Raw genomic sequence first — 26,120 nt, forward strand, 5'->3', positions numbered from 1 at the left:
ACACTCTATATCATACTTATCAGAAACAAACCAATACATGGGCAGCGACCTTGAACTCAAGCGTAAAGTCCGACGTTTTCTTTGCCAAAGCACGACATTATTCTTCGGCATTAGAGGCTTCTCTTGATGATGATCGTGTACCTTTGCGGGTCTATGATTCTCTAATTGAAACGGTTCACGAATTTTTACCCCAAATGCATCGCTATATTCAGCTGCGCAAAAAGGCTCTAAAGCTTGACGAATTACATATGTACGATATATATGTCCCTATTGTTCCTGAAACAACAATGACGATCACGTACGAGGAAGCAAAAAATATGGTCATTGAAGGACTACGACCTTTGGGACAAGACTATATTAACCTTTTGCAAGAAGGGTTCACAAAGAGCTGGATAGATGTCTATGAAAACGAAGGAAAGACAAGTGGCGCTTACTCATGGGGAACCTATCGTTCTCATCCGTATGTCTTGTTAAACCATCAAGATACGTTGGATGCCATGTTTACATTGGCTCATGAGATGGGGCATTCTTTGCACACTTATTTTTCTAATCGCTCACAACCGCATCTTTATGCAGGATACAAAATTTTTGTGGCTGAAGTAGCGTCAACCTTAAATGAAGCTTTGGTCATGGAGCACCTGCTTGAAACGACAAAAGACGCTAAACTATTAGCGTATCTGATTAATCATTACCTTGAACAATTCCGAGGAACAATTTTTAGACAAACTATGTTTGCTGAATTTGAGAAGAAAATCCATTTGGTAGTAGAGGAAGGTGGCGCTTTGACGGCGGAGGCGCTTTCCCAGATTTATCGTGACCTTAATGCAAAATATTATGGCTCTGAAGTGGTCCTTGATCCGGAAATAGAGTTAGAATGGGCACGTATTCCACATTTTTATAATGCATTTTATGTATATAAATATGCGACAGGTTTCTCGGCAGCAACGGCTTTTGCACGCTCGATTCTTGATGAAGGGGAACCAGCAGTTAATCGTTACTTAGAATTTCTAAGTGGTGGAAGCTCAGATTATCCGATTGAATTGTTGAGAAAAGCAGGGGTTGATATGGAAACTCCTGTTCCTGTCAGAAATGCCCTTCAGGTCTTTGCAGAGCTTGTAGACCGCCTAGAAAAACTTCTCGTGTAAATCAGGGTTTAACAAGTGCTTGGAAACGAGGATCTTCACGAACTGAAAGAAAATCATGTTCGTCACGTGCTACTTCCTTAACCTCAGGATCGAGACTAATCGCCGGTTGAAGATACTCTAGGACTTTCTCCATCTTTCCCTGACGTCCGTATACGCTGGCGATGCCATAATAGCTCCAGGTATCTCGATTGTCGAGCTCTAAAGCCTTTTGATATGATGAAATTGCTTGGTCCCACCGCCCTGCTAGTTCATAGGCTAACCCTTGGTTGAAATTAGCATAGACAAAGGCTGGATTAAGATCAAGGGCTTGCTGAATGAGGGCTAGCCCTTGATCATACTTTCCCTGAAAGGCGAATGTCGCCCCTTTAGCATTTAGAGCTTCATAACAGAGGGTGTCTATAGCTAATGCTTGATTAAACAGCTCGATTGCTTCTGGGAATTGACGTTGATAATAAAGCTTGAGCCCTTGGTTATAGCATGCAAGTGCCTGAGAATCGGAGATATGGATGGGTTTGGAGGAAGGTTGAGAAAGGGAAACTTGTGGAAGAGGGTGAGAGGAAGCAAGGTCTAGGTTTGCGTCTGGTGGGCTAATCTGAGCTCTTGTGACAGTGAAGTAGGTGAGGTACTTTGGAGAATTATATAGAACAATTATTATTACGATCATCAAAAAGCTACATGTAATCAGAATGATCTTAATAGGTTTAATTGAAAAGCATCTCCTTTTTTAAATTATCTAAGATATGCAAACGGAATATTGTCAAGTTATTGATCAACCTCGTTTAAAGGAAGAGATTTCTTGGGTTATTATAGCACTTTAACGTTCAATTATGAGTCGTTTAAACCTAGAAACAATAAATTTATTAATAAATATGAATACATTATCCAAAGCTTGTAAAACTTGACAAAGCAAGAATTTGAGAAGTAAGATTAATTTAGGATTAGGAACTTACTTAGGACGTAGGTTAATGACTTTCCGATGGAGGTTAAATATGGAAAAAGTATCAACCCAAGATCCCTTACATTCGATTATTTTGGTTGCTAAGGGTTTTTACGCTCGGAAAGACCGTGCCCATGATTTAGAACACGCATTGAGAGTTAGGGAGTGGGGAAATAAATTAGCACAAGAAGAAGGAGCGGATGTTTCGATCATTGAGCTAGCGGCACTCCTCCATGATATTGGGCGTTCCGGAGCAGTTGAGAAAACCCATGCGGAAAGTAGTGCCGGACTTGCGGTGAATATTCTGCAGAAGAACGGTTATTCACAAGAAGTTATTGGGAGAGTTAAAGAAGCGATTATCTCCCATTCTCGCGAGGCAGGGCACGAGCCAACTACGATAGAAGCAAAAATATTATATGATGCGGACAAATTGGATTTTGTGGGAGCTATCGGGTTGGGGCGTTTGTTTACAATGGGCGGGGTACAAGGTTGGCCATTAGTCGGAGAAAACTCTTGTGAAACATTTTATCAAGAAAGGATCCAAGGCTATAAAGAACATCTGTTCACGAAAACAGCGATAAAGTATTTTGAGCCATTGCTACAATACATGGAAAGCTTTTGGCGGGAATTGCAGACTGAACGACTCAATATATCACTTTCTGGATATGCTAAATCTGTGTAAAGGATTATTCAGAAAGGATGAATCTAAAAATGCATTGGCTTTGGCGTTTATTTATACTCTCTGTTTTTCTAGTGCTCATTCGGATGTTGTTTGTACCACAACCCAAGGTTTTTATTTCGTTGCCAGAAGAACAAAACTGGGGACAAATAATACAGGGCGAAATGAGACAATGGCAAAAATTATCTCAAGATCTTCCCGCTAGCATCGAAGTAGAAGTCCGTCGTCTGTGGAAAGATTTTAAACCAAATGGGCAAGGAAAAGAAGTATAATGGATCAAAAGAGATGTATTTCTTTAAAATTATCTTGAAATAAGCCAAAAGTATGGTATATTAAGATTTAAAGGTGCAAAAAGGAGTGAAGATTGAATGGTAGGAATAACTGAAATAGCCGCCGAAAAAGTTAAAGAAGTACTTAAGAATCAAAATAAAGAAAATGCTTTTTTACGTCTTTACCTTGCAGGCGTTGGCTGAGGTGGGCCGAATTTCGGCATGACTCTGGATGAGTCAAAAACAGAAGAAGATATTCTGGATGTGCAATATGGTGTCTCTATGATAACGGATAAAAAGCTGACTTCTTATCTTGAGGGAGCGACCGTCGATTTTGTAGAATCCAAACATGGTGGCGGATTTGAAATACGTACGCAGAATTCCGGTGGCGGCTGCGGCGATTCATGTGGTGGAAGCTGTTCCTAAGCTACTTAAAAAGAGAGCTCAAATCGAGCTCTCTTTTTTAATAGTACGCCCAGCATGGCGATTAATCAAAATGTATAAATTATTCATGGTCAGCGCATAAGAACTTAAGTATAAAGAACTTGAGTATACTGCATATATATGTTAGTCTAGGCCCAAACTAAAAATAGCTAGTTTAAAAAAGGGAGGAACAACCATGACTTCACCAAGTGAAGAATCTAACCGTGCAATTATTACTGTTTTAGGACGAGATCAAATAGGTATTATCGCTTGGGTCTCAGGGCGACTTGCGGAATACCATGTCAACATATTAGATATCAGCCAAACTATCGTGAAGGATTTTTTCACGATGATCATGGTAGTGGATCTGGAACCAGCCACTTTAGAACTTATCGAACTAGCACGTACTTTAGATCAAGAGGGAAACGATAAAGGACTGCAGGTAAAAGTCCAACATGAGGATATTTTTACGTTCATGCATCGTATTTAGATAAATCTAGTAATCTTAGATCTGGGATAGTGGAGGGAAATCATGACAATCACATTTGCGCGCGAGGAAATCCAGCAAACCCTTAAAATGATCCATGAGGAGAATCTCGATATTCGAACCATTACGATGGGAATTAGTCTTCTTGATTGTTGTTCCGAAGAAATTAGTCGGATGGAAATGAAGGTATATGACAAAATTACAAAATATGCTGGAAAACTAGTGTCAGTAGGGGAGCAAATTTCAGCGCGTTACGGAATTCCTATTATTAATAAGCGAGTATCTGTCACTCCGATAGCGATTGCTGCCGCCCACTTAAATACCGAAGAGATGGTAAGGATCGCCAAGGTATTAGACCGAGCCGCCCGAGAGTCAGGTATTAATTTTATAGGAGGTTTTTCTGCGTTAGTTCAGAAAGGCTTTACAACGGGAGATCTAGCGTTGATTGATGCCATTCCGCAAGCACTAAGTGAGACAGAATTTGTATGCTCCTCCGTCAATATTGGAACTACAAAAGCGGGGATTAATATGGACGCGGTGCTAAAAATGGGTGAGGTAATTTTAAAATGTGCTCAACTTACGGCGGACAAAGATGGTATAGCAGCCGCTAAATTAGTGGTATTTTGCAATGCTCCTGAAGATAATCCCTTCATGGCAGGGGCTTTTCATGGAGTCGGAGAACCAGAGAGTGTCATTAATGTTGGGGTAAGTGGCCCTGGGGTTGTGGCCAAGGTAGTCAAACAATTCCCAGAAGCAGATTTTAGTGAATTATCTAATTTAATAAAACAAACTGCGTTTAAAATTACCCGTATGGGCGAGTTAATAGGACGCGCTGCTTCGAAGAGTTTAAATGTGCCGTTTGGAATTGTCGATCTTTCCCTAGCACCGACTCCAGCTATTGGAGACAGTGTGGCAGAAATTCTTGAAAACATGGGCCTTGAACGCTGTGGAACTCATGGAACCACGGCAGCCTTGGCTTTGCTTAATGATGCTGTTAAAAAAGGTGGAGCCATGGCTTCATCCCATGTTGGGGGGCTAAGTGGAGCGTTCATTCCTGTCTCAGAGGATGCAGGAATGGTCGAAGCTGTTGAAGTAGGAGCCTTGACGCTTGATAAATTAGAGGCGATGACTTGTGTTTGTTCAGTGGGGCTAGATATGATTGCCTTGCCAGGAGATGTAACTGCAGAAACGCTTGCTGCCATCATAGCAGATGAGGCGGCAATCGGGATGATCAATAAAAAAACAACAGCCGTTCGTCTGATTCCTGCAATCGGAAAAAAGGCAGGAGAGCGAGTGGAGTTTGGAGGATTGCTTGGTGGGGCACCAGTTATGGCTATTCATCCTTTTGCTTCAAACATGTTTGTAAAGCGTGGAGGTCGTATTCCTGCACCGATCATAAGCCTTACCAATTAAGACTATGCAATAAACAGACAGAGCTTCTCAATCGAGAGCCCTGCCTGTGTTTGTAAGGAAAATATTGGCTGGAATGACTAATCGTAGTTTGGATAGACTTTTGAAAAGAAAACAACGGTAAAAATTTCCTTTGGAATCGTGCAGGAAACTTTATGTTTGTCTCGAATATTATAGTTTATAGTAAAAGCTGAGTCCAAGTGTATGACCTTGGAGCGGGGGATTATTATGGGGTGAATCACGTGACTCTTTCACGTGTAGGGCTTACACCTACTGCCCGAATCCGTCAACTAACCTCGTAAGCTAAGAAAGGTGGATATATTCTTGGTGTTTTCCTCATCTACGTTAAGGTGGTTGGGAAGCGCTACTTTGGCTGGTTTGCTATTAGCAAGTACAGTTCCTGTATTGGCTAACCCTCAAATCAAAACGACAGACATTAAGCCTTCTAAGCCTCTGCTAGTGGCTTCTGCTGCATTTACTTTAGTGCCGACAGGGACCTTTACTCAAGCTGTTCGTAAGCAGATGCAATGGAGCCCTCTAAAAGATGTCGGCGAGGGAGTAGTTACCGCTGTTCCAGCTCCTAGTGTTTCGGTCACAGTCGCCCAAAAATCTGTTCAGCCTGCAACAGCAGTACAAGCCCCGAAAACCTCAATTGAAAACAGTAAACCCGTCAAGGTTGCAGCAACTCCAAAACAACAGGTTTCACGATCTGAGAGTTCCTCATTAGTGAATAATGCCCTAAGCTTACAAGGAGTTCCCTACGTTTTTGGAGGTTCAAGCACTAACGGATTTGATTGTTCTGGGTATACTCAATATGTTTTTAAGGGTTCAGGCAGTTCATTGCCCAGAAGTTCCTATGATCAATTTAAGTCTGGGTCAACCGTGACACGTGAGAATCTTCAACCGGGCGATTTGGTGTTTTTCACCACTTACGCTAAGGGACCGTCTCATGTTGGTATTTATATCGGTGGTGGAAGTTTCATTCATGCGTCAAATAGTGGGGTGCGTACGACTAGCCTAAGTGATAGTTACTATGATGGTCGATACGTTGGGGCACGTCGTGTGGAATAGTAGAGGCAATTCATGAATTGTCCCTACATAAAAAAACAACAGGAAATTAAATCCTGTTGTTTTTTTGTTCACTGAATTAAAGTTGTGGTAACCAAGGAATGGGCTGATATTTCGCACACTCTCCACCTGGTTTAATATGAGAAAACGAAGGATTTTGAATAAACGAGTCTGTGGCTGAGCATTGGTGAGTTCTTTTATAGTAACATTTTCGACATATTTCAACTCGATAATTTAGAATCATATTAGGATTCTTCCTTTCTAAAATAGTTATAGATCTGTATTGCAGCATTGAGTGGTAGCCCTGCTCCTTTAAGCTCTTCGATACTTGCATGCTGAATACCGTCAAGCGAAGGAAAGTGGCGCAACAAACCTTGTTTGCGTTTTGGGCCGATGCTAGGAATGTTATCTAGGATTGAAAGTGTCATATTCTTAGCGCGTTGTTGACGATGAAATGTAATGGCAAAGCGATGGACCTCATCTTGAATGCGAGTGAGTAAATGGAAGGTTGGGTGGTTTTTAGGTAGAGGAATCGCAGTTCCAGTACAATCTAGGAGTCCGTGAGTTTGATGTCGTTCGTTTTTAACCATTCCTGCGACGGGGATGGTTAGGTTTAATCCCTTCAGAACGTTTATTGCTGCATTTATTTGTCCCTTCCCCCCATCGACTAAGACTAAATCTGGAAATGGTCCATTTTCCGCTACTAATCTCGTATATCGGCGCAGAATGACTTGTCCCATAGCAGCTGTATCATCCGAAGTTTCCATGGGGTGAATTTTAAATTTTCGGTACCCTCTGCGTAGAGGTTTTCCCTCATTAAATTGAACCATACCGGCAACGGTCTGTGTGCCAGAGGTGTTTGAAATATCAAACGCTTCAATTCGGTTTGGTTTTGGAATGCTTAAGATTTCTCCAAGTGAAGTCAAAGCTAATTGAGTTTCAGATTGTTGCTTCACTTCAAGTGTGATTTGATCGTGAAGAGTGGTCTGAGCATTTTCCATGGCCATCAGTATTAGGTCATGTTTCTTTCCTTTTTGGGGGATGGTAATCGGAAAAAGTTTACTTAAGACCATAGATGTAATAGAGGGTAGTAAGATCTCTTGAGGCCAGATAGCGCGCTCAATATAAAATTGGGCGACAAAAGAGACAAAAGCCTCTTCTGGATCTTCATAATAGGGGAAGGTATAACTGTCTCGAGCTAATAGTTTTCCTTGTCGTAAATAGAATATTTGAACGCACATCTGATCCGTAGTATGGGCGTATCCTAAAACGTCGCGATCAATAAAGTCATTGAGCGTGATGTTTTGTTTTTCCCCGAGTTGTTTCAAGTCTGTCATAAGATCTCGATATTCTTGGGCACGTTCAAAATGAAGTGCTTCAGCAGCCGTTTGCATTTTAGTTTGTAAAAGTTCAAGTATCCCGCTTTGTTCTCCCTTGAGAAAGGAAGAAACCTCTTTACGCATTCCTAAATATATATGAGCAGGAACTTCTTCAACACAAGGGGCAAGGCATTGTTCTAAATGATAGTATAAACAAGGCCGAGTGGGGATTTGGCGACATTTTCGAAAAGGAAAAAGACGATTGAGTAAGCGTGCTGCCTCTTTAGCAGCGGAAGAATTAGGATAAGGCCCGAAATACTTTCCGGTGCCCTTTTTAATTTTTCTGGTGACGAGGATCCTAGGGTGACTTTCTTCAGTAATCACTAAATAGGGATAGGTTTTATCATCCCGCAACAAGATATTGTATTTAGGATTGTGCTTTTTGATTAAATTACATTCCAAAACAAGTGCTTCAACCTCTGACTCTGTCATGATATATTCAAAGTCCACGATTTGGCTCACTAATCGTCCAGTCTTTCCTTCATGTATGCCTGTAAAATAAGATTTTACCCGGTTTTTAAGTATTTTAGCCTTACCGACATAAATTATCTGTCCCTGATTATCTTTCATTAGATAGACGCCTGGTCTTTCCGGCAGCAAGGTCAGTTTTTGTCGAAGCAGATCCATATTCCCCACCTCAATTATCATTCTAAAGTGTGGAATAGAGAGATGCAAGTTTTAGATACATATCTTTGCTAAAACAAACGTATACATGGTATAGGGAGCTTTGTCTTGAAGAACAGCAGACAAGTAATAGAGAGGGTGAGGGCATGGCAAATACGTGGGGACGACCACCTCGCAATGAGCTTTGGCAAGATTTACAGGCTTTAGCCCTTTGGATTCTAATAATTGGGGTTGTCGGATATGTTCTGTTTCCAAATTTCTTTAAAAATATCTATTCACATCTTTCTGATCCTGTCACTCAGACAACGTCCCTTATTGATCAGTATACACTCAATAATTCGGGCAATTTGAACACAGGTTTGCCTGATAATCAGTCTGTTTTCGGGCAAGACTTTTCAAGTGTTTCCAATGCATTGTACTATAACGGAAATAACGAAGTCTCATCAGGATATTGGGTTATCTTTGTCGCCGATGGTGAGTTTAAGCAGCTCGCGGTTAGTAGCGATGCATATGCATTTTTGCAACGATTAATTGAGAGCGACCAAAAAACTACGGGCAAAAGTACTATTATTTTATCGGCTAATGGTCAAATACGTAAATTTATAGTCAGCGACGAAATTTATTCGATCATCACAAATATGGCCCTGATTGTTGGAAGGGTTAATAGTTGACAAGTAACTATTTGATTAACGAAAGAGAAGTTTGGCCCCTGCTGCAAAAAAACCGATCCCAATAAACTGCCATGGGCTCCAAGGCAATCGACTTACGCCAAGCCAACCAAAATGATCAATGATCACAGCCATACTGACTTGACCAATAATAATTGCGGTGGTGGCATTACATACGCCAATTTTTGGGATGCTCACTGCAACAAGACCAACAATGATAACACTCAGAACACCACCGAGATAAAAATACCATGGAATAGAACTCCAAGGGTGTTTTAAAAGGGGACTGCGCCCCGCTAATACAGCGATTAAGGCGACAATTGTACCGATGATGTGGACAACTAACGTCGCAGAAAGTAAGGATGATTTCTGACTTAATGATGAATTAATAGAGCCTTGGATTGCCATAGCGATCCCCGAAATTGTAGCAACTAAAAAAGGTAAGGAAAGAAACTTTGCCATTTTAAGCCTCCTGATTATATTTTTTACATTTGGGAAATGATATCCAGTTCCGCTAAGAAGTATCAGTATTCATTAGTCAGCTTAAGGGGAAAATGTGATTGTAGAAAAAAATGAAAGAGGTGGCGTCATGGACATCGATTACAATTTAGTGCAACGCGCCCAGATGCTACTTACACTTGATCATCCACTCACTCAGGTACGAGAAATTCTCTTAAGGGAAGGATATCAACAAGAACAAGTAGTTGAGCTAATGGATGCAACGGAAGAGGTATTAAACTACATTGTTCCCCCTCAATATGATGAAAATAAAATAGGGATTGATATTTTACACCCAGGAGAGAAATCCAAGGGTAGAAAACCAACGGTTGACATATTAATTGATAAACGATCTGGGAAATTAGAATTAATAACTCCCCATCAACCTGAGACTTGGAGAGTTGCCAATGAAGTGAGAAAAGCGATCAAGCGACAACGTCAATCCATGAAATATTATCACTAACAATAGGAGGGACTGTAGGCAATTTTTGCCAGCAGTCCTTTCTGGTACTATGGCTTTATCATTTCTCGAATTTTTAATAATTATGTTATAATAGAATACGTAACAATTTCGGAAAGAAGGGTCCAAATGGAATTAGAATCCATATTCAAAGGAATAGTTGATGTCCATGAAAAAATAGTTAATAATGAACGCTTAAACCGTATAGACGGTCTCAAACTTATACAAACCACAAATTTGCTTGGCCTAGGTTATCTAGCCAATGAACGGCGACGTGCAATGACTGGTGATCAAGTGTTCTTTAATAATAATGCGCACATTAACTATAGCAATGTATGTAAAGTTCGATGTGGTCTTTGCGCCTTCGGAAAAGACCCTGGGGAAAAGGGATCTTATACAATGTCAATCGAAGAAGTGGTCGATAAAGCGGGACATTTTGCGGATCTTGGAGTAACCGAATTACATATTGTAGGTGGAATTCATCCGGATCTCCCTTTTTCATATTATCTAGATATGGTCCATAAAGTTAAAGATCGCGCTCCCAATGTAAGCATTAAGGCTTTTACGGCGGCAGAATATGATTATTTTGCACAGATTGAGAATGTGCCTGTTTTGGAAATTTTAAAAACCTTTAAACAGGCTGGTCTAAGCTTTATACCTGGAGGGGGAGCGGAAAACTTCAGCCCGAGAGTGCGGGAAATTATTTGCCCAGGAAAACTGAGCGGTGAACGATGGTTAGAAATCCATCGTCTGGCGCATCAATTAAACATTCCGACCAATGCTAACTTACTTTATGGTATTATTGAGACCGATGAAGAGTTAATTGATCATCTTTTGGCTTTACGTGCTCTGCAAGATGAAACTCAGGGTTTCTACGCCCTAATTCCTACGGCATTTCACCCTAAGAATACAAAATTTGAAAATCTCCCTCAAGCAAGTGCCATTCGCACCTTAAAAGTAATAGCCGTTTCGCGCTTGATATTAGATAACTTTCGATTTATTAAGGCCTACTGGGTATCGTCTAGTCCTCAAGTGGCACAAATGGCGCTTTCGTTCGGAGCAAACGATCTGGATGGGGTAGTACGAGAAGAAAAAATCTACCATACTGCGGGTGCTTCTAGCCCGCAAATGCAAACAGAATTACAGCTTATCGGCATGATTCATGAATTAGGGTTAGAGGCTGTCGAAAGGGATACCTATTATAACGTCATTAAAAGATTAAGGCTCCGCTAGTTAGGTAAGTAGAATAAACAATAAGTAAGTTTGTTTTCCAAGAGGTGAATTGAAATGGAAATCGCGGTACTGTCAGATACTCATTTACGAGCTGGCAAAACTCTTCCCCGTTTTGTCTGGGAACATTTGACTGATATCGATATGATCATTCATGCAGGTGATTTAACCAACATGGGTTTAATAGAAGAGTTAGCTTGTATTGCCCCAGTTCGTGCTGTATGTGGGAATTGTGATGACTGGGACGTTGCTTTGCCGGATCGAGATATCGTTGAATGTGAGTCTTTAAGAATCGGGATTATCCATGGGAATGTAGGGAGAGGAAAAAGCACACCGGAACGTGCCTTTAATGCCTTTGAGGATTCCCCGGTCGATCTCATTGTCTTCGGACACTCTCATGTCCCTTTTATGGAATGGAGAAATGGTATTCTTTTGTTCAATCCAGGTTCTCCAACCGATAAACGACGTGAGCGTCATTATTCATTGGGGCTATTAAACATACAGCAAGGGCAGGTTAACGCTAAACACCTTTATTTTAACTAATTTCAAATCTCCCTGTTTGATCATGGCTAGCAAGCTTGGTGCCAGGTAAATTTCTTTAAAAAGTCCGGAGGAAATCATGAAACATCGTAGGAATAAGGTCAAACGGGAACATGGCATTATCCAAAATGCGTTGCCCTGGCTTGAAAATTTGAGTCGTCTTTCGGAAGTAAGTGACATCATTCCGGGTGTTATAGACGTTAACCATTCTTCAGAGCGAGGAATTGTCTATAAATATAAGACACAAACAGGCTGTAAGCTTTTGCTTAAAAGTAATGGTTCGATACAAGAAGCCTTTATAGTTACCAAAAACCCAGAGCGTGTCCAGGAATGGGTAGAACAGGAATTTCCCCCGGACTCCCCAGTGATGCCTTCTAAAATATCTCCCAATAACCTATTTGAAACACCTAAAAAGAAGGGGAATAAGGTCTCCTCTAAATTAGAAGATCTCTCAAGTCATAATGCTTTAGCACCCCGTAGGAAACAATCCTCAAAAAAATATTCTCGTAAAAACGTTAAGTCGATTTTTAAAGAGATAGAGGAACCGAATCTAGCTGACCACTTAGACGTTACAATGGTAAAGGCTTTACAAGAACTTAAACAATCTCTTGAAACTGCAAAATTTCAAACCAAAAAATCTTGGGACGGTAAATTTCCACGCAAATAACAGCTTAAGACAAACGTCCTAAGCTGTTTTTACAAGCCGGATTATTCAATAACGGTTCTCTTAGTAAGGAGTTGTTGTTGTATGGAGTTAGGTAGCATATTAGCGCCAGGTACGATGAATAAGATCGGACTTAACCAATGGCAACCTGGGGTGAGACTCCTAGTAGAAGTAGTTCAGAAAATAGGGGATAAGGAAGGTATTATTCGAGTTAAAGGGCAGGATATTTTTGCGATCCTAGAAACATCGGCCAAATCAGGCGACAAGTTTTGGGTCAAGGTTGGGGATATCAAAGAGGGCAACTTACTGTTGATCCGTGAACCTTTGCTATTGAAACAAGGGGATGCTCCCATCGCTCCGCAACAGCTTCCACAGTTTGCAGAGAGAGGGTTACCCAATAATATGGATATAGTTACCCTCTTAAAAACATTTCTGACCGCAAATACTAGTTTATTAGGCTCAATTATGGGAACCCTTCCAGGGCCAACCAACGAAGAAATAATGCTAAGTATAAAAAAATCCTTGCCCAAGTGGGCGGACCTATCCGAAGAGAACGGTTCGGAAGAGCTGGTGGAATGTCTGCGCAAAATTGGTCTCAACTATGAACAACGAATCCAGATCATGCTTAAGTCCGATTCTCAAACCAAGGAAGTGGAGAAAAACAGTCTTAAAGAAACGTTAAAATATACCCTCCTTCAAGCACTTAGTACGTCAGAGGGACAGAATTTTGACGATCCAGAGGGTGTTTTAGCTCAATTGCTCCAAAAAATTACGGGTCAACAATTGTGGTTTAAAACGGGAGCTATGGACAATGCTTATATGTTGCTTCATCTTCCTTTGCTCAATCGAGAAACGATTGTCCCTGTAAAAGTAGCCATTGAAAGCGCACGAAAAGGACCTAAAATGGACGAAAAACATTGTCGAATCGCAATACAAATTGAAACTCAAGTTCTCGGGGATCTAGGTATTGACGCCTTTTTTAATCAAGATACGCTTTCTTTCCGAGTACTCACACGTGACTTAGAGTTTTTCCCCCAGTTGCTGGAGGAAGTAATGCCAGAAACAAGAGCTAGATTTGCCAAGCTTGGGTTTATTATTGACAAGGTTGAAATAGGAGAGTTAGATAAGAATCTTGAATTTCAGAGCTTTTTACAAGGCTCGCGGCGAAGTGGAGTGGATATTCAAAGATGACTGAGAAGAGGGAAAAGGGCGATAAGAAAGAAAAGGCGGCAGCCCTAGTGTATGACCAAACTGGAGCACCTAGGATTGTAGCAAAAGGAGTTGGCGAAGTTGCTCGAAAAATGATTCAAGCTGCAGAAGCAGAGGGTATTCCTATCCAAAAGAATGAAATACTTGTTGAAGCTCTGATGCAAGTAGAACTAACAAAAGAAATACCACCCCAGCTCTATCGCGCGGTAGCAGAGCTATTAGCCTTCATTTATCGGTTAGAAAAAGCAAAATCTCAAACAAGTTCAGTGACTCATACATAATTCGTGGAATGCTTCGCAAACTATTCTAAGTTGGAAAATTTGGAAGGGCAGGAGATCTCTATGAAGACATCATTTGAGGTGCTGAACAAGATTCTCCAAGGGGAGCACATAGCGATTGAACAATATCAGGCATGTATTGACGCGCTTCAGGACAGTTCTCTACGTAATCATCTCACGGCGATTCTTACGGATCACAAAAATCATGCAACTCGGCTATCCTATTACATTCAAACGAATGGAGGTAATGTCGAAGAAAGTACTGGAATTGCCGGATTGATGGCTGATTGGAAAACACGTTTAATGAATTTAAAGGAAAAATCTCCTGAAGAAATGATTGAGCGTCTTTATTCAGGGGAGGATAAGGGCTTAGCCCGAGCAGTTCAATATTCTGAACACTATTTAAATAGTGCGGAAAAAGAGGTTTTGGGACCAATTTTTGCAGAAGAACATGATCATCTTAAACAATTACAAGGTTTAAGAGACGGAACTTACCTTCATCATTAATTTTACCGAAAATGAAAACATAATAAAAAGCGGCATTGCCGCTTTTATTATGATCATTACATATCATTTGGGAGGACTTTTTCTAATTGAGATCATTCTATTACGCATCTTTTTCCTGATGTTTTCTTGAGAGGTGCCTTTTAGCTAACATTTGAGCAACCTTTCCATTGTCTCCCAAAATTATTCCCTGTAATCTCCACTCGCGAAAGGTCTGCCAAAATTGTTGTTCAGATATTCTTCGAGTATAACCTTCAGACTCTTCATCATAGGGCCAAAAAACATCAACCCATAAGGTTCCTCTGTTGCTTAATACCTGTACAAAATGAACCAGCTCTGGGTTTGTAGATTCGGAATCACGCATTAATATGTGTGAACGGCCATTAGGGAAATCTGTACGTATATAATTAATCTTCATCAATAATCCCCCTCTGTGTAATTCTAGAGATTCATGACGTGTCAAATTTAGTATAGCACGAAATCATGAATAAAACGATGGGCTTTTTGGTCACGTCACTCGACTTACGGAGTTGAATGTCAATATTATAACCCTTATCTAGAGTATGCTGTACGTTGATTGAAAGTTCGCTTAGTGAAGGTATGTAGTGAATGAGTCGAGGATAAACTAGTGATGAAAAACAAGGATTAATGGGAGGTAAAATCATGCTTACAGTCATTCATACGTTCAACGGTCCGGATGCTGATCGGATTTTAGGAGAAGTTCGAGCTGGGATCCAGTCAGTCGAGGGGATAAATGGTTTTAAATTTGCTTCAGTTAATAAGCAAGAAAATTCGTCAGATATTATGCTCTTTTCGAAGTGGGAAAATCATTCGGCTTATGAAAATTGGGCAGATACTGTAGGGGAGAATAATGCCTTTAAGCAAGCTACCCCTCAGATGTTTGAGGTTCTCGAAGAAAAATATTAGTTTAATAGAAGTAGGGATCATAGAATCGGATAAAGGAGTTGCCCATTGAAGGCAGCTCCTTTAATATTTATGTTAGAATTTGTTACACTTTATCTATTAAATCATAATAACCTACTTCAAGTTGCCTTAGACTGGAGGTTGTCGAATCAACCGAACCAAAGGAAAAAGAAAAATCATCGATTTGACGTACGGGCATTATGCCCATGAGGGCATTAGTCATGAAAATTTCATCAGCAAGTAATAGTTCTGATAATGGATACAAGCCTTCCTCAGTTCTAATCTGAAGAGAACGTGCTACCTTAAGAATGAGCTGACGACGTGTACCAGGTAAACATCCACTGGACAGGGATGGGGTAAAAAGTGTACCATTCTTGATAAAAAAAAGGTTGCTCATCGTGCCTTCAGAAATATATCCTTGGCTGTTGAGCCATAAGCCCTCTTCAGCACCATGGCGGGCAGCCGTTTCTTTTGCCAAAATATTCTCCAGATAATTGGTGGATTTAATGGCGGTTAAGGGGGAGCGTTCGTTACGTGGGGTAGGCAGAAGGTGAAGGCGTATTCCCATAGTATATTGTGCTGGGGTATAGGGAATTATCCGTGCGTGGAACAAGAGTTGAGAAGGTAGGTGGGCTTGAGGTGCTCCGCCACTAAGGGTGACACGTAGGGCATAAGGAACTTGGTTGGGAGCTTGAACAATAAATTTCTGTACTTGTGCTAACCAGTTGGTTTCTATTGGGAGCGTTAGGCCGAGAAAATCAGCCCCCTTTTTCATCCTCTGCCAGTGAAGGTCCGGAAAAAGTGGCCCATGCTCAGTTATGAGTAGAGTTTCAAAAAGCCCATACCCAAATAACGCTAGTCGGTCTTGAGAAAATATCGTTTCACTGAGATTCATCTAAGCGTCCTTTCAAAACCCTAAACAAGGCTTTTGCTTTATGAAGGGTCTCATCGTATTCATTTTCAGGAACCGAGTCTGCAACAATCCCTCCACCAACATTCACATATGCTATCCCGTCTTTCATGACAATAGTGCGAATCACAATATTTAAGTCCCAGGCTCCGTCAAACCCCATATAACCGATGCTGCCAGTATAGGGCCCACGCCTGTAAAGCTCCAACTCTTCGATAATTTCAAGAGCTCGGATCTTGGGGGCACCTGTGATCGACCCGCCTGGAAAAATGGCCCTTATTAGTTCACTCGGTTTTAGATCTTTTATTAGCTGTCCCGTGATCGTTGAGGCAAGATGCCAGACTGTGGGGTATTTTTCAAGTTGGATTAAGTCTGGAACTTTTACAGTTCCAAATTGGCAAATTCGCCCGAGGTCGTTACGTTCTAAATCAATAATCATCGTTAATTCGGCACGATCCTTAGGGCTATTTAACAATTCATCTGCTTGAATCTCATCATCTATTAAGGAATCTCCGCGGGGCCGAGTTCCCTTAATTGGTCTGGTTTCGATCTGGCCCGATGGTTGAATGCGAACAAACCGCTCAGGAGAACTACACAGAATTTGAAAATCAGGGTAGGGTAAAAAAGCAGCAAAGGGAGAGGGATTTTGACGATGGAGTTGGGTATAAAGATTCCAAACATCCCCTTGCCAAGGCATCGAAAAGCGTTGGGTGAGATTGGCTTGGTAAATGTCCCCGGCATAAATGTAGTCAATAACACGTTCTAGATCCTTTAAATATTGGGGTTTGGAAACGCTAGGCTCGATGGTCGAATAAGAATCCGTCATCAGATTAGAATCTGTTTCAAGTATCGTTTGTGGAGTTTGAATCACTTGCTGGAGAATTAATTCGAGTTGTTTGAGGCGAGAATGTGCTAACTTTGAAGAACACTCTCCCTCTTCGTTAATACCACATGAGGTGAGCCAATATTTTTGTTCAACGTGACTATAAACAACGATTCCATCATACCAAGCGAAACGCCAAAGAGGTATGTTTAAGTCATTCTCGGTGCAATCAGGAAGGGATTCAAGCTCGTTTTTAAGATCATAACTAAAAAAACCGACAGCCCCTCCCGAAAAAGGGAACGGGGATTGATAAACGCGGTACTTATTATGACAATCGTTAAGAAAATCTAAAGTATGGTTTTTTTCTAAGGGAATTGTTTCTCGATGTGATAGATTCGGCCAATAAAGTTCAAGATGGTCAGGGAAGGCAGTCGCTTCTAAGAAGGGGGAAGACCCCATATATGAATAACTGCCGAGCTCTTTATAGTCTTCTCCACTATCTAAAAAAAATTGGAGATCTTTCCTCTTTGAAGGCTTGTAATAGATGAATGGGTGGTAAGGATGTAGAAAGTGGTTTAACGATCCAAGGAGAGGGAATGTTCTTAAGCAGCCATGTTTTGGCATTTTTGAGGGCGTTTTGGAGCAATTGATGTCCGTATTGAGTCAAAATGGCTTCAGGGTGAAACTGAATTCCTTCAATAGGCAAGGTATGATGACGAATCCCCATAATTTCGCCATCTTCCGTCTCAGCAGTGATTTGCAATTCATCTGGTAGGGTAAAACGGTCGATAATGAGTGAGTGATAACGGGTTACTTCCAAAGGATTTACGAGATCACTGAAAACACCCTGTTGATCGTGGCGAATCGTCTCTGTTTTACCGTGAATAGGTCGTTTTGCACGTACTACATTTCCTCCAAAGAATTGCCCGATGGCTTGATGTCCAAGACAGACTCCTAAGATAGGTACTTTACCCTTAAAGTATTCGATGATTGCTAAGGATAGAGGAGCATCATCAGGAGTACAGGGTCCCGGAGATATAACAATTAGGTCAGGCTGCAAAGCTTCAATATCCTTTAAGGTACATTCGTTTTGACGTTTGACGATTATGTCCTCACCAAGCTCACCAAAGTATTGGTAGAGGTTATAAGTAAAAGAATCATAATTATCCAGTAAAAATATCATGAATTGTAACCCCTTTACTCCCCAGAAGAAATTTCCTTTATAGTGTCTCTGCCTTTGGGCGTCATTATAAGTATTCCTTACTAGATTTTAAATATAAAAACAAACAGTCCCTCTAGAGTGCAAAAAGAAAAGTTGCTAATCAGCAACTAATTTTACTTGTCTGTATTGTGCAACATATCAACTAATTCTTTAAAAGCTGGCTGGAGATTAGGATTATCAATCCCTTGCAAAACGGTTATCTGATTAATGGTCACTTGCCCAACTCGTGCACCTTCAACTACAATTTGAATGGACTCGACATCAAATGAAACAGGGTGATCATCGACTACAAATTTCATGCGTTTTGGTTTGGCAAAGGTGGCTTGAATACTCGTTGATTTAGATTGAGTATCAGCCGTTAGTTCTTCGTCACTCGGAGTATGCAGATTACTCAAGACAAAGGAACATTCTAAAAGGAATTTCTGCATAATGGCCAAATTTGTATTCCAAGGCAAATCAATAAGCTCTGATTGGGTCATACCCGAAGGGGAAATCGATAAAATAACGTACGAACCATCTTGAGTTAAAAAAGGTTTGGGTGAGCACCCATAAAGGAATAAGCTCGAAAATAACATGACAAGAGAGAATCCAAATGTTAAAAACTTTTTTTGAACAATAGGATTATCCTTCTTCCTAAATCGATAGTTTCACAGAACAGACAAAGTGTTTAATTCGCTACATAATTCGAAAATCCTGCTTTTCATTGATTCCTTTTGTAAATATGGTGTACAATGACTGAAGAGAGGGGTCAACATTTTGGACAAAGAGATCGTGGTTTTTGATATTAGGACTACGGATTTGGAAGGTTATCAGAATGAAATTAGCGAATTTGCGGCACTTCGGATCCGAAATGGACTGATTCATGAATCATGTCATTATCTACTTAGGCCAAATCAAGGGATATCTCGCAAAGTTATGTCATCTTCAGGGATACATGAAGATGAGTTGACGGGCCTGTCTTCGCTGATTGAATGCCAGCTGATGATTATTGATTTTTTTGATGATGCAGTCGTTGTGGGTCATGATGTATCGAGAAACCTCTCTATCTTGGAAAAGGAGCTACAGGTCCAATTACCGCATCCCAGGTGGGATACGCTGGAGCTAGCTCGGGTCTTTTTTCCCACTATGCATCACTATCAATTATCTTACTTAGCAGAAAAACTTGCATTTCCTTTGAACGAGGTTGCGGATGGCTACCCAACTGAAAAAAATGGGTGGATAGCATGGAAGGTGCTAGAAACTTGTTGGAAGAAGGGCTTGGAATTTGATCTAAGCTTTTATGATCAAACGAAGAGTATTCTTGAGGGGTGGTCAGGGAGAGGGTTTTTTGAGGAATTGCACAGAGAGATTACTCGTCGTTTTCCTAATCGCCCAATTAGAACGGATCTTGTTTTGGCCCCGTCTTCGGAAGGATTATTTGTGAGCGAGCATACACAAACGGCAAATTTTCCGGAATCAATCGACTGGGTCGTGAAAAGCTTTTCGCCAGGAGGAATCCTAGAACAGTATTTACCGGGTTATGAAAGCCGAACTGGACAGATCAATATGGCAAAACTAATCGCGAAAGGGCTCACCTCCTCACAGCATGTAGTCGTGGAGGCTGGAACAGGGACAGGGAAGTCGTTTGCTTATTTAATTCCGTGTTTATGGTCGGCCAAAAAATCCGGTCAAAAAGTTGTGGTAGCCACCCATACAATTCCCCTTCAGGAACAACTTCTTAAAAAAGATATTCCAGTTTTGGAAGCAGTGTTGCCGTTCCAGTTTCGGGCTTCGGTTTTGAAAGGGAAAGGGAACTATTGCTGTCTTAAAAAGTGGCAGGGCTGCTTAACGAACCCGCGTGAACTGGCAAGGGATCAAAGACTTGCTGTGTTATCCGTCCTTGTTTGGTTGAGAGAAACCCTAGCAGGTGATATCCAAGAACTTTCAAAAGTTCCCGGTCTGATGGAGCTATGGCCGAGTTTAAATGCGGATGTAGAATCCTGTATTCCGGGAAGGTGTTCAAAATCCGGGCTTTGTTTTTGGCTGAGAGCTCGAAAGAAAGCAGAAGAAGCAGATGTTCTAATAGTAAACCACTCTTTGTTATTCTCTGATCTCAAAACAGATTACAATGTCTTGCCCGAGTATTATAAGTTAGTAATTGATGAAGCACATCAGATTTATCAAACGGCACTTCAACATCTTGGCTCTGAAGTAAGTCTGGAACAGGTTACTCGAGTAATAGAGGCTCTTTATAGACAGACTGGTGCTAGCTTTTATACAACTATCAAACAACGAATAGGGTCCATGGCTCAAATTGTTCCTGCGGTGTCTTGGGAGATATTCTCCACGCGGCTGGAAGGGATTCCTGAATTATGTTCATCAATATTAGTACAAACGAACGAATTATTTGAATTACTATCGATGATTATAGGAACTGAGCGAACGTTTCGATTAATAGCAAGTCATACCACTAAACCCTGGTGGCAAGCATTAGCAATCCAAATAGAGAATTTATCAGGGAGGCTCAAAGCCTTGGTTACCGCTCTGGAAAGCCTAGTAAGCATCTTGAGCGGGGAAGAAGCAGATGAGATTGAAGCGTTACGATACACCCTTGCCAGCCATCAAAGGGAGCTTAAAGAACTTTTAGTCATCTTGACACTTGTCATTAACATCAGTGACCCTAAGCAAGTGACATGGTTAGAAACAAACTCGCGACTCTACTTGAAGACCTCACCCATCGAAGTGAGTGATATTTTAGAAGATAAGTTTTTTTCGCGACTTGATGCTGTGATTCTAACCTCAGCAACCTTGAGTATTTCCAATTCCTTTGAGCATTTTTTGAAAGATATTGGACTACCTAAGACAACAATTACAGCCCAGGTTGATTCTCCCTTTGACTATGAACGACAGATGCGATTTTTTGTTGTTAAGAAGGACATCAATCGACAGAATTCGGAGGAGCAGAAAGCCTTAGGACTGTCTGAATTTATCGTTGACGTTGCTGAACGCATGGAAGGTCGGACTTTGGTGCTTTTCACTGCTCATAAATTACTTCGTCAAACCTATAGTTCAATGCATTCAGACTTGACACGAAAGGGCATTAGGACACTGGCCCAAGGAATTCACGGAGAACGTAGCACTCTTCTTGAGGCTTTTAAACAAAATCCTAAAAGTGTGTTGTTAGGAGCAAATAGTTTCTGGGAGGGTATTGATATTCCAGGTGACGCTTTATCTTGCGTTATTGTGGTTAAGCTCCCTTTTTGGCCTCCCTCGTTGCCTTTAATTGAGGCTCGTTCAGAATTTCTAGAATCTCAAGGCCGCGATCCGTTTCGAGAATTGTTATTGCCTGAAGCCGTCATTCGATTTAAACAAGGGTTTGGCCGTCTTATTCGTTCGAAAGTTGATCGTGGAGTTGTCATTTTGCTCGATGATCGAGTCATTGAAAAATATTATGGTCGATATTTTTTAAGTTCATTACCTGTTCGTACTCATATAAGAGGAGATAATTCGCTCGTTCTTAATAAAATTGAAGAGTGGAATAAGGGTGGATTAAGCGAAGAGCTTTTCTAATCGTCATAAAAATGATAAACTAAAGAAAATCGAGAGGGGAGGTCAATTTTTCGGTGAAACAATATCCCATTTCCCGTGATGGTTGGTTATATCTCGGAATATTAGCTGTTCTATCAGTTTTAGCTTATTGGGTTTGGTCGTGGCTCGCTACGATACCTATTATCTTATTTTTGTTCACCTTATTCTTTTTTCGGAACCCTGAAAGAGAGGTTCCCACGGATGAGTTAACCTTAGTTTCTCCTGCTGATGGGGTTATCATGGATGTGGAAAGAGTCTTTGAAGATCAGTTTCTTAACGGAGAAAGCATACGTGTCCGTATCTTTTTAAGTGTCTTTAATGTACATGTTAATCGTTGCCCTATGGCTGGCACAGTTGTTTTTCGTAGCTATCGACCCGGACAGATGATTCCTGCCTTTAAAAGCCATGCTTCAGAGTTGAACGAGAAAAATTATGTAGGAATCCAGAATAAACACCTGCAAATTCTCGTGACTCAAGTAACGGGATTTATTGCTCGTCGAATCGTATGTTGGGTCCAAAAAGGAGATTCAGTGGGTAAAGGGGAAAGGTTTGGTCTTATTAAATTTGGTTCTTGTACCGAGATTTTTGTTCCGACAAATGTGGCAATTATGGTGAGTGCAGGGGAAAAGGTGCGTGGAGGAATAAGTGTAATAGGGAGAGTGAGTATCGAATGAGGGGAAATCCGATTACTGCTCGCATGATCCCGAGCATCTTCACCTTAGCAAATTTGCTATTTGGATTTCTTGCTTTGATCTGGGTTATTGAAGGAGATTTCACCTTAGCTTCAGCGATGATTCTCCTTTCTGTTTTAATGGATAGTTTAGATGGAAAGGTTGCACGGCGACTTTCTGTTAGCTCGGATTTTGGCAAAGAACTCGATTCTCTCAGTGATTTAGTTTCATTTGGGGTTGCACCGGCAATTCTTACATATCAGGCAATTTTGCTCCATCAACAACCTGAATTTGTGAGAATTATAGGTCTAACAATCGCTGCAGTGTTTGCGCTATGTGGAGCGGTTCGCTTGGCTCGATTTAATATGTTGAATATTACTACTTATTTTGTGGGGGTACCTATTACGTTCGCGGGCGGGTTTATGGCTTTATTAATCTTACTTCGAACGACGTTGCCTTGGTACATTTATCTGATGAGCATGGCTATTTTGGCCTTTTTAATGGTGTCGACGTTTAAGGTGCCTAAATTGAGTAAATAGAGGGGACTTGTGTGACACAGCGCTCGGTGCTTACGACGCAGAGCAAACTAACCGTTTAAGCTCCTACTATGGGGAGCGGGGTCCATCCTTCGGCGATTACTCTCCACTGGAGACTATCGTGCCAAAAGCGCCATCCTTGGCGCATTGGCGGCAGTGTACATCCTTGTACACTGCCCCGTATCTGGGGTCGGTCGCTTAAACGGAAGTTTGCTATTCTGCTTACGTAAAGACGTCGCGCTCGTGTCACACTGCGTCCCGGCTTTGGAGCAATTTAAGTACAAGTTGCAAGTTGGGGACGGTTCTTGACTTGCATTGATTGTGGGAGTTCGTGTCTACTCTTGAGGGTGTTGGGAGACGGCACATTTCATGTGCACCGTCTTGTCTATGGGGTCGCTACGAATCACGAACTATGAAAAAAGAGCTGGGAAGGTAATTTACCTTCTTAGCTCTTTTTTCACCCCTTGTAGTGATGAAGCATATAGTATGGCACGGGAACTGAATGTAAGGGGGGCATACGATGGATAGCCAACAAGTTAGTTGGAATAGTGTGGGATTACGTATGGTTCAAGGATTAACGACAACGATTGATGCGGTTCGCCAGTTAGATGTTCAGGAAGCATCGTTAGTCATGAGGTTATTAGGTAAAAGCTGTACGCGTATGATTAAAGAGGGGGTAGGTCATCAATTCGGTATTGCCTTGATCGAAACAAGTGCGCAATTAGCTATGAAGGAAAAGCTAGTTTTAGAAGATGTACTTAAAATGATTACAGGTATTATCGGACGACTCTATTTTACTGCGAGTACAGATGAAGAACGTAAACTTGTAGCTCAACTTGAAGAAGTAGTAAAAAATTACCAAGTAGTTTCATAGGCATTGGCCATTATTCTGAATAAATTACTATAGAGAAGAATTAAAAGGGTTAAAGGAGGAAGTTTATCTATGAGAATCTATTATGTACGGTTACCAGAATTTGTACTTAATGTTTTGAGAAAAGTTTTTGGTTAAAGTGGTCTGAAATTGGCGTTTCCCTCCTAAAATGTATAGTAGAGACAAGCAAGGAGGGAAATTATGCGTCGAAGTAGGTATGTATGGTTACTTGGGATATCACTCTTCTGTTTGGTTACGATCATCGTCCTGAAAACCCCACAAGCAGTGATATCCACTTTAGCGGATCCACAGTATGGAAGTTCTCCACAAACGACTATTCAACAGTTTTGGAAGTTGATGGATTTGCGCCAAACTAATCTTGCCCATGATTTGATGATTTCAGCGCAGGGGTCAACTGGCAATGGTGAGTTTAAAGTTTGGGAATCTAGGTTAAATAAGGATCCGATGTTATCGCTACAAAAAGTGGAGTTTATGAATTCAGAGTTAGATGGTTCACAAGCGATCATTATTCGTGTTTTTTGGACGTCGTCGATTCAAAAAGTTCAACAGGTCATGTTTTCGATGAGTTTGAAGCAAACAGAAAAGGGATGGCGGATTCAAGAAATTAAACGGATCAACGACCTCTCGTTTTTGGAAGGGGGTCATGATGGAAAGTCAGCCCCGAGCTAAGTGGGAAAAACAATTAACTGGAATTCAAGAGACTGGTGTGCCCATCCGATTCTACGTGGGTATTATCTTCTTAGTTATTGGCTTTTTGGTCCATCGATTGACTTCCTGAACTTAATTATGTGAGATAAAAAGTGAGAACGCGGTTATCCCAAAAAGGATACTGTGTTCTTTTATTTATTAGTTGAACAGTTGACGTATATTCTTAGTAATTCTCTCAACAATTGCGGTATATGTTTGAATAGTTTCTAGACTAATTGCTAAAACTTAGGGCTGATACTACTTTTCTAGTGCATGGCGTGCTGAAATACACACGGAGATGTGTGTTAAATCACACAAAATCGGAAGTTACAATGTTACACTAATAAACATAAAGAAGGAGGTCAGATAAATGGCAGATGTAAAAAAAGAGGCCGTTGAATTGGAGTGTGCTCATTGTGGGACCACTAGCGAATTAACTCCTGTGCTTACTTATATCCACCAAGGAGAAGAAAAACATGTATGCACGCGTTGTTTACCAATGCTCATACACGGTTAGGAGATGAATTGATGCGTTTTACACTTGAGATGAAATTGAAAGATATTATGGCTGCAAATCCAAAAACCGCTGAAGCAATGCAGGAACTGGGACTGCACTGTCTCGGGTGTCCTTTTTCCGTTAATGAAACGTTAGCTAATGCGGCGCAAATGCATAGCCTTGATCCCAATCTTCTGTTAGAAAAGGTGAATTCAGTAGAGCAAGGGGAAATGTCTGCAGAAGCGGCTGCCAAAGCTCAACCCCCAGGATCAATTTTACAGATGGATAAAAAGACCTATTCTATTGCTCCGCATATACCTGCTGGAGTCGTTACCCCGGAAATTTTACGGAAAATTGCGGATGTCTCAGAAAAATATCATGCCCAAGCGCTCAAAGTAACTTCGGCTCAACGAATCGCCATTGTAGGGTTGAAGCCAGAGGATGTCCCAAAAGTATGGGAAGATCTTGGTATGGATCCCGGGCATGCGGTGGGTTTATGTGTGCGGAGTGTAAAAGTGTGTCCAGGGGATACTTTCTGTAAAAGAGGGCTTCAAGAAACGTTAGCGTTAGGCATGGAAATTGACAAGCTTTATCATGGTATGGAATTGCCTTCCAAATTTAAAATTGGGGTTGCAGGTTGTCCCAATAAATGTACGGACGCTGCTTCTGTCGACTTAGGCCTGATGGGTACTAGCAAAGGATATCATCTTTATGTTGGAGGTAATGGTGGTGTTAAACCGAGGCAAGGGAATATCCTTTTAGAGAATCTTCAGAAAGAGCAAATTATCCCTGTTATGGACGCGGTAATTTCTTTCTATAAAGAAAATGCCAAACCTCAGGAGCGGATTGGGCGCCTAATTGATCGAATCGGAATAGAAGATCTGCAGAAGTCTGCAGAAAAAGCTAGACATTAAGACATT

31 protein-coding genes and 1 riboswitch are annotated in these 26,120 nt (G+C 41.1%); of the genes, 23 read left to right on the forward strand and 8 right to left on the reverse strand.

Translation table 11 applies throughout. The annotated features are described in order from the left end of the window. A partial coding sequence (gene pepF, locus UF75_RS07925; protein ID WP_045574068.1) for an oligoendopeptidase F occupies positions 1-1,145 on the forward strand: 1,145 nt, incomplete at its 5' end. 1 nt (position 1,146) lies between these two features. On the opposite strand, the gene UF75_RS07930 is transcribed toward pepF, so the two are convergent. Continuing rightward, the gene (locus UF75_RS07930; RefSeq protein WP_082075064.1) at positions 1,147-1,809 is read right to left on the reverse strand and encodes a tetratricopeptide repeat protein; all 663 of its coding nucleotides are present in this window, start codon (positions 1,807-1,809) and stop codon (positions 1,147-1,149) included. Positions 1,810-2,134: 325 nt separating this feature from the next. On the opposite strand from UF75_RS07930, the gene UF75_RS07935 reads away from it, so the two are divergent. The 6 genes from UF75_RS07935 (at position 2,135) to UF75_RS07960 (ending at position 6,421) form a co-directional block, all read left to right on the forward strand. Beyond that, on the forward strand, positions 2,135-2,764 hold the full coding sequence (locus UF75_RS07935) for an HD domain-containing protein (protein ID WP_045574069.1): 630 nt from the start codon (positions 2,135-2,137) through the stop codon (positions 2,762-2,764). 29 nt (positions 2,765-2,793) lie between these two features. After that, positions 2,794-3,033: a hypothetical protein gene (locus UF75_RS07940; protein WP_045574070.1), complete on the forward strand. Its 240-nt coding sequence runs from the start codon at positions 2,794-2,796 to the stop codon at positions 3,031-3,033. A 96-nt stretch (positions 3,034-3,129) separates the two neighbouring features. After that, complete coding sequence (locus UF75_RS07945; RefSeq protein ID WP_082075065.1) at positions 3,130-3,456, forward strand: iron-sulfur cluster assembly accessory protein; 327 nt, start codon at positions 3,130-3,132, stop codon at positions 3,454-3,456. Between the two features lie 193 nt (positions 3,457-3,649). After that, the gene (locus UF75_RS07950) at positions 3,650-3,943 is read left to right on the forward strand and encodes an ACT domain-containing protein (RefSeq protein WP_045574071.1); all 294 of its coding nucleotides are present in this window, start codon (positions 3,650-3,652) and stop codon (positions 3,941-3,943) included. A 42-nt stretch (positions 3,944-3,985) separates the two neighbouring features. Further along, complete coding sequence (locus UF75_RS07955; protein ID WP_045574072.1) at positions 3,986-5,353, forward strand: PFL family protein; 1,368 nt, start codon at positions 3,986-3,988, stop codon at positions 5,351-5,353. A gap of 175 nt (positions 5,354-5,528) precedes the next feature. After that, a riboswitch (cyclic di-AMP (ydaO/yuaA leader) is annotated at positions 5,529-5,670 on the forward strand. Between the two features lie 49 nt (positions 5,671-5,719). Beyond that, positions 5,720-6,421: a C40 family peptidase gene (locus tag UF75_RS07960; RefSeq protein WP_242860163.1), complete on the forward strand. Its 702-nt coding sequence runs from the start codon at positions 5,720-5,722 to the stop codon at positions 6,419-6,421. A 242-nt stretch (positions 6,422-6,663) separates the two neighbouring features. On the opposite strand, the gene uvrC is transcribed toward UF75_RS07960, so the two are convergent. After that, positions 6,664-8,424: an excinuclease ABC subunit UvrC gene (gene uvrC / locus UF75_RS07965; protein ID WP_045574073.1), complete on the reverse strand. Its 1,761-nt coding sequence runs from the start codon at positions 8,422-8,424 to the stop codon at positions 6,664-6,666. A 143-nt stretch (positions 8,425-8,567) separates the two neighbouring features. On the opposite strand from uvrC, the gene UF75_RS07970 reads away from it, so the two are divergent. Then, positions 8,568-9,092, forward strand: a complete 525-nt coding sequence (locus UF75_RS07970; RefSeq protein ID WP_045574074.1) for a hypothetical protein — start codon at positions 8,568-8,570, stop codon at positions 9,090-9,092. Between the two features lie 15 nt (positions 9,093-9,107). Here UF75_RS07970 and UF75_RS07975 read toward each other — a convergent pair whose 3' ends face one another. Beyond that, positions 9,108-9,551 carry a DMT family transporter gene (locus UF75_RS07975; protein ID WP_045574075.1) on the reverse strand — a complete coding sequence of 148 codons (444 nt, stop codon included), beginning with the start codon at positions 9,549-9,551 and terminating at the stop codon, positions 9,108-9,110. Between the two features lie 127 nt (positions 9,552-9,678). Between UF75_RS07975 and UF75_RS07980 the strand changes: the two genes are divergently transcribed. The 7 genes from UF75_RS07980 to UF75_RS08010 all read left to right on the forward strand — a co-directional run bounded on the left by UF75_RS07980 (position 9,679) and on the right by UF75_RS08010 (position 14,475). Beyond that, entirely contained in the window at positions 9,679-10,050 is a 372-nt protein-coding gene (locus tag UF75_RS07980) for a hypothetical protein (RefSeq protein WP_045574107.1), read from the forward strand. 126 nt (positions 10,051-10,176) lie between these two features. Beyond that, positions 10,177-11,280 carry a CofH family radical SAM protein gene (locus tag UF75_RS07985; protein WP_045574076.1) on the forward strand — a complete coding sequence of 368 codons (1,104 nt, stop codon included), beginning with the start codon at positions 10,177-10,179 and terminating at the stop codon, positions 11,278-11,280. A 54-nt stretch (positions 11,281-11,334) separates the two neighbouring features. Then, positions 11,335-11,820, forward strand: coding sequence for a metallophosphoesterase family protein (locus tag UF75_RS07990; protein ID WP_045574077.1), 486 nt, complete (start codon positions 11,335-11,337; stop codon positions 11,818-11,820). 76 nt (positions 11,821-11,896) lie between these two features. Beyond that, positions 11,897-12,484, forward strand: a complete 588-nt coding sequence (locus UF75_RS26185; protein ID WP_052693075.1) for a DUF2103 domain-containing protein — start codon at positions 11,897-11,899, stop codon at positions 12,482-12,484. Positions 12,485-12,565: 81 nt separating this feature from the next. Continuing rightward, positions 12,566-13,672 (forward strand): hypothetical protein, encoded by a 1,107-nt coding sequence (locus tag UF75_RS08000; RefSeq protein ID WP_045574078.1) that lies wholly within the window; start codon positions 12,566-12,568, stop codon positions 13,670-13,672. Then, the gene (locus tag UF75_RS08005) at positions 13,669-13,971 is read left to right on the forward strand and encodes an EscU/YscU/HrcU family type III secretion system export apparatus switch protein (RefSeq protein WP_045574079.1); all 303 of its coding nucleotides are present in this window, start codon (positions 13,669-13,671) and stop codon (positions 13,969-13,971) included. The genes UF75_RS08000 and UF75_RS08005 overlap by 4 nt, the downstream gene beginning before the upstream one ends. A 60-nt stretch (positions 13,972-14,031) precedes the next feature. Next, positions 14,032-14,475 (forward strand): DUF2383 domain-containing protein, encoded by a 444-nt coding sequence (locus UF75_RS08010; RefSeq protein ID WP_045574080.1) that lies wholly within the window; start codon positions 14,032-14,034, stop codon positions 14,473-14,475. Between the two features lie 100 nt (positions 14,476-14,575). On the opposite strand, the gene UF75_RS08015 is transcribed toward UF75_RS08010, so the two are convergent. Further along, entirely contained in the window at positions 14,576-14,890 is a 315-nt protein-coding gene (locus UF75_RS08015) for a hypothetical protein (RefSeq protein WP_045574081.1), read from the reverse strand. Between the two features lie 245 nt (positions 14,891-15,135). On the opposite strand from UF75_RS08015, the gene UF75_RS08020 reads away from it, so the two are divergent. Continuing rightward, positions 15,136-15,399: an antibiotic biosynthesis monooxygenase gene (locus UF75_RS08020; protein ID WP_045574082.1), complete on the forward strand. Its 264-nt coding sequence runs from the start codon at positions 15,136-15,138 to the stop codon at positions 15,397-15,399. 82 nt (positions 15,400-15,481) lie between these two features. Here UF75_RS08020 and UF75_RS08025 read toward each other — a convergent pair whose 3' ends face one another. From UF75_RS08025 to UF75_RS08035, 4 genes are all read right to left on the reverse strand, one after another. Then, the gene (locus UF75_RS08025; protein WP_045574083.1) at positions 15,482-16,291 is read right to left on the reverse strand and encodes an aminotransferase class IV; all 810 of its coding nucleotides are present in this window, start codon (positions 16,289-16,291) and stop codon (positions 15,482-15,484) included. Then, complete coding sequence (gene pabB, locus UF75_RS30980) at positions 16,278-17,588, reverse strand: aminodeoxychorismate synthase component I (protein WP_348983036.1); 1,311 nt, start codon at positions 17,586-17,588, stop codon at positions 16,278-16,280. Before pabB ends, UF75_RS08025 begins: the two co-directional genes overlap by 14 nt. Positions 17,589-17,625: 37 nt before the next feature. Then, positions 17,626-18,312 carry an aminodeoxychorismate/anthranilate synthase component II gene (locus UF75_RS30985; protein ID WP_348983037.1) on the reverse strand — a complete coding sequence of 229 codons (687 nt, stop codon included), beginning with the start codon at positions 18,310-18,312 and terminating at the stop codon, positions 17,626-17,628. A gap of 152 nt (positions 18,313-18,464) precedes the next feature. Further along, complete coding sequence (locus UF75_RS08035; protein ID WP_242860164.1) at positions 18,465-18,830, reverse strand: hypothetical protein; 366 nt, start codon at positions 18,828-18,830, stop codon at positions 18,465-18,467. A gap of 277 nt (positions 18,831-19,107) precedes the next feature. Between UF75_RS08035 and UF75_RS08040 the strand changes: the two genes are divergently transcribed. The 7 genes from UF75_RS08040 (at position 19,108) to UF75_RS08065 (ending at position 26,114) form a co-directional block, all read left to right on the forward strand. After that, the gene (locus UF75_RS08040) at positions 19,108-21,900 is read left to right on the forward strand and encodes a helicase C-terminal domain-containing protein (protein WP_197079351.1); all 2,793 of its coding nucleotides are present in this window, start codon (positions 19,108-19,110) and stop codon (positions 21,898-21,900) included. Positions 21,901-21,953: 53 nt separating this feature from the next. Further along, the gene (locus UF75_RS08045; RefSeq protein WP_045574086.1) at positions 21,954-22,592 is read left to right on the forward strand and encodes a phosphatidylserine decarboxylase family protein; all 639 of its coding nucleotides are present in this window, start codon (positions 21,954-21,956) and stop codon (positions 22,590-22,592) included. Then, positions 22,589-23,128, forward strand: coding sequence for a CDP-diacylglycerol--serine O-phosphatidyltransferase (gene pssA, locus UF75_RS08050; protein ID WP_045574087.1), 540 nt, complete (start codon positions 22,589-22,591; stop codon positions 23,126-23,128). The genes UF75_RS08045 and pssA overlap by 4 nt, the downstream gene beginning before the upstream one ends. A 517-nt stretch (positions 23,129-23,645) precedes the next feature. Further along, positions 23,646-23,999: a hypothetical protein gene (locus UF75_RS08055; RefSeq protein WP_045574088.1), complete on the forward strand. Its 354-nt coding sequence runs from the start codon at positions 23,646-23,648 to the stop codon at positions 23,997-23,999. Between the two features lie 198 nt (positions 24,000-24,197). Continuing rightward, complete coding sequence (locus UF75_RS08060; RefSeq protein ID WP_045574089.1) at positions 24,198-24,686, forward strand: hypothetical protein; 489 nt, start codon at positions 24,198-24,200, stop codon at positions 24,684-24,686. Between the two features lie 388 nt (positions 24,687-25,074). Continuing rightward, positions 25,075-25,221 carry a hypothetical protein gene (locus UF75_RS29005; protein ID WP_197079352.1) on the forward strand — a complete coding sequence of 49 codons (147 nt, stop codon included), beginning with the start codon at positions 25,075-25,077 and terminating at the stop codon, positions 25,219-25,221. An 11-nt stretch (positions 25,222-25,232) separates the two neighbouring features. Beyond that, complete coding sequence (locus UF75_RS08065; protein WP_045574090.1) at positions 25,233-26,114, forward strand: DUF1858 domain-containing protein; 882 nt, start codon at positions 25,233-25,235, stop codon at positions 26,112-26,114. Positions 26,115-26,120 lie beyond the last annotated feature (6 nt).

The organism is Desulfosporosinus sp. I2 (assembly GCF_000960765.1).
GTDB lineage: Bacteria > Bacillota > Desulfitobacteriia > Desulfitobacteriales > Desulfitobacteriaceae > Desulfosporosinus.

Excerpts from the sequence above, each read along its gene's own strand:
- UF75_RS07975 (WP_045574075.1), bottom strand. The coding sequence starts at position 9,551 with ATGGCAAAGTTTCTTTCCTTACCTTTTTTAGTTGCTACAATTTCGGGG.
- UF75_RS07980 (WP_045574107.1), top strand. The coding sequence starts at position 9,679 with ATGGACATCGATTACAATTTAGTGCAACGCGCCCAGATGCTACTTACA.
- pabB (WP_348983036.1), bottom strand. The coding sequence starts at position 17,588 with ATGGGGTCTTCCCCCTTCTTAGAAGCGACTGCCTTCCCTGACCATCTT.
- UF75_RS08065 (WP_045574090.1), top strand. The coding sequence starts at position 25,233 with ATGCGTTTTACACTTGAGATGAAATTGAAAGATATTATGGCTGCAAAT.
- uvrC (WP_045574073.1), bottom strand. The coding sequence starts at position 8,424 with ATGGATCTGCTTCGACAAAAACTGACCTTGCTGCCGGAAAGACCAGGC.
- UF75_RS08015 (WP_045574081.1), bottom strand. The coding sequence starts at position 14,890 with ATGAAGATTAATTATATACGTACAGATTTCCCTAATGGCCGTTCACAC.
- UF75_RS07930 (WP_082075064.1), bottom strand. The coding sequence starts at position 1,809 with ATGATCGTAATAATAATTGTTCTATATAATTCTCCAAAGTACCTCACC.
- UF75_RS07970 (WP_045574074.1), top strand. The coding sequence starts at position 8,568 with ATGGCAAATACGTGGGGACGACCACCTCGCAATGAGCTTTGGCAAGAT.
- UF75_RS07955 (WP_045574072.1), top strand. The coding sequence starts at position 3,986 with ATGACAATCACATTTGCGCGCGAGGAAATCCAGCAAACCCTTAAAATG.
- UF75_RS29005 (WP_197079352.1), top strand. The coding sequence starts at position 25,075 with ATGGCAGATGTAAAAAAAGAGGCCGTTGAATTGGAGTGTGCTCATTGT.
- UF75_RS08005 (WP_045574079.1), top strand. The coding sequence starts at position 13,669 with ATGACTGAGAAGAGGGAAAAGGGCGATAAGAAAGAAAAGGCGGCAGCC.
- pssA (WP_045574087.1), top strand. The coding sequence starts at position 22,589 with ATGAGGGGAAATCCGATTACTGCTCGCATGATCCCGAGCATCTTCACC.
- UF75_RS07985 (WP_045574076.1), top strand. The coding sequence starts at position 10,177 with ATGGAATTAGAATCCATATTCAAAGGAATAGTTGATGTCCATGAAAAA.
- UF75_RS07990 (WP_045574077.1), top strand. The coding sequence starts at position 11,335 with ATGGAAATCGCGGTACTGTCAGATACTCATTTACGAGCTGGCAAAACT.
- UF75_RS08035 (WP_242860164.1), bottom strand. The coding sequence starts at position 18,830 with ATGACCCAATCAGAGCTTATTGATTTGCCTTGGAATACAAATTTGGCC.
- UF75_RS07935 (WP_045574069.1), top strand. The coding sequence starts at position 2,135 with ATGGAAAAAGTATCAACCCAAGATCCCTTACATTCGATTATTTTGGTT.
- UF75_RS30985 (WP_348983037.1), bottom strand. The coding sequence starts at position 18,312 with ATGATATTTTTACTGGATAATTATGATTCTTTTACTTATAACCTCTAC.
- UF75_RS08000 (WP_045574078.1), top strand. The coding sequence starts at position 12,566 with ATGGAGTTAGGTAGCATATTAGCGCCAGGTACGATGAATAAGATCGGA.
- UF75_RS07950 (WP_045574071.1), top strand. The coding sequence starts at position 3,650 with ATGACTTCACCAAGTGAAGAATCTAACCGTGCAATTATTACTGTTTTA.
- UF75_RS07940 (WP_045574070.1), top strand. The coding sequence starts at position 2,794 with ATGCATTGGCTTTGGCGTTTATTTATACTCTCTGTTTTTCTAGTGCTC.
- UF75_RS26185 (WP_052693075.1), top strand. The coding sequence starts at position 11,897 with ATGAAACATCGTAGGAATAAGGTCAAACGGGAACATGGCATTATCCAA.
- UF75_RS08060 (WP_045574089.1), top strand. The coding sequence starts at position 24,198 with ATGCGTCGAAGTAGGTATGTATGGTTACTTGGGATATCACTCTTCTGT.
- UF75_RS08055 (WP_045574088.1), top strand. The coding sequence starts at position 23,646 with ATGGATAGCCAACAAGTTAGTTGGAATAGTGTGGGATTACGTATGGTT.
- UF75_RS08020 (WP_045574082.1), top strand. The coding sequence starts at position 15,136 with ATGCTTACAGTCATTCATACGTTCAACGGTCCGGATGCTGATCGGATT.
- UF75_RS08010 (WP_045574080.1), top strand. The coding sequence starts at position 14,032 with ATGAAGACATCATTTGAGGTGCTGAACAAGATTCTCCAAGGGGAGCAC.
- UF75_RS08025 (WP_045574083.1), bottom strand. The coding sequence starts at position 16,291 with ATGAATCTCAGTGAAACGATATTTTCTCAAGACCGACTAGCGTTATTT.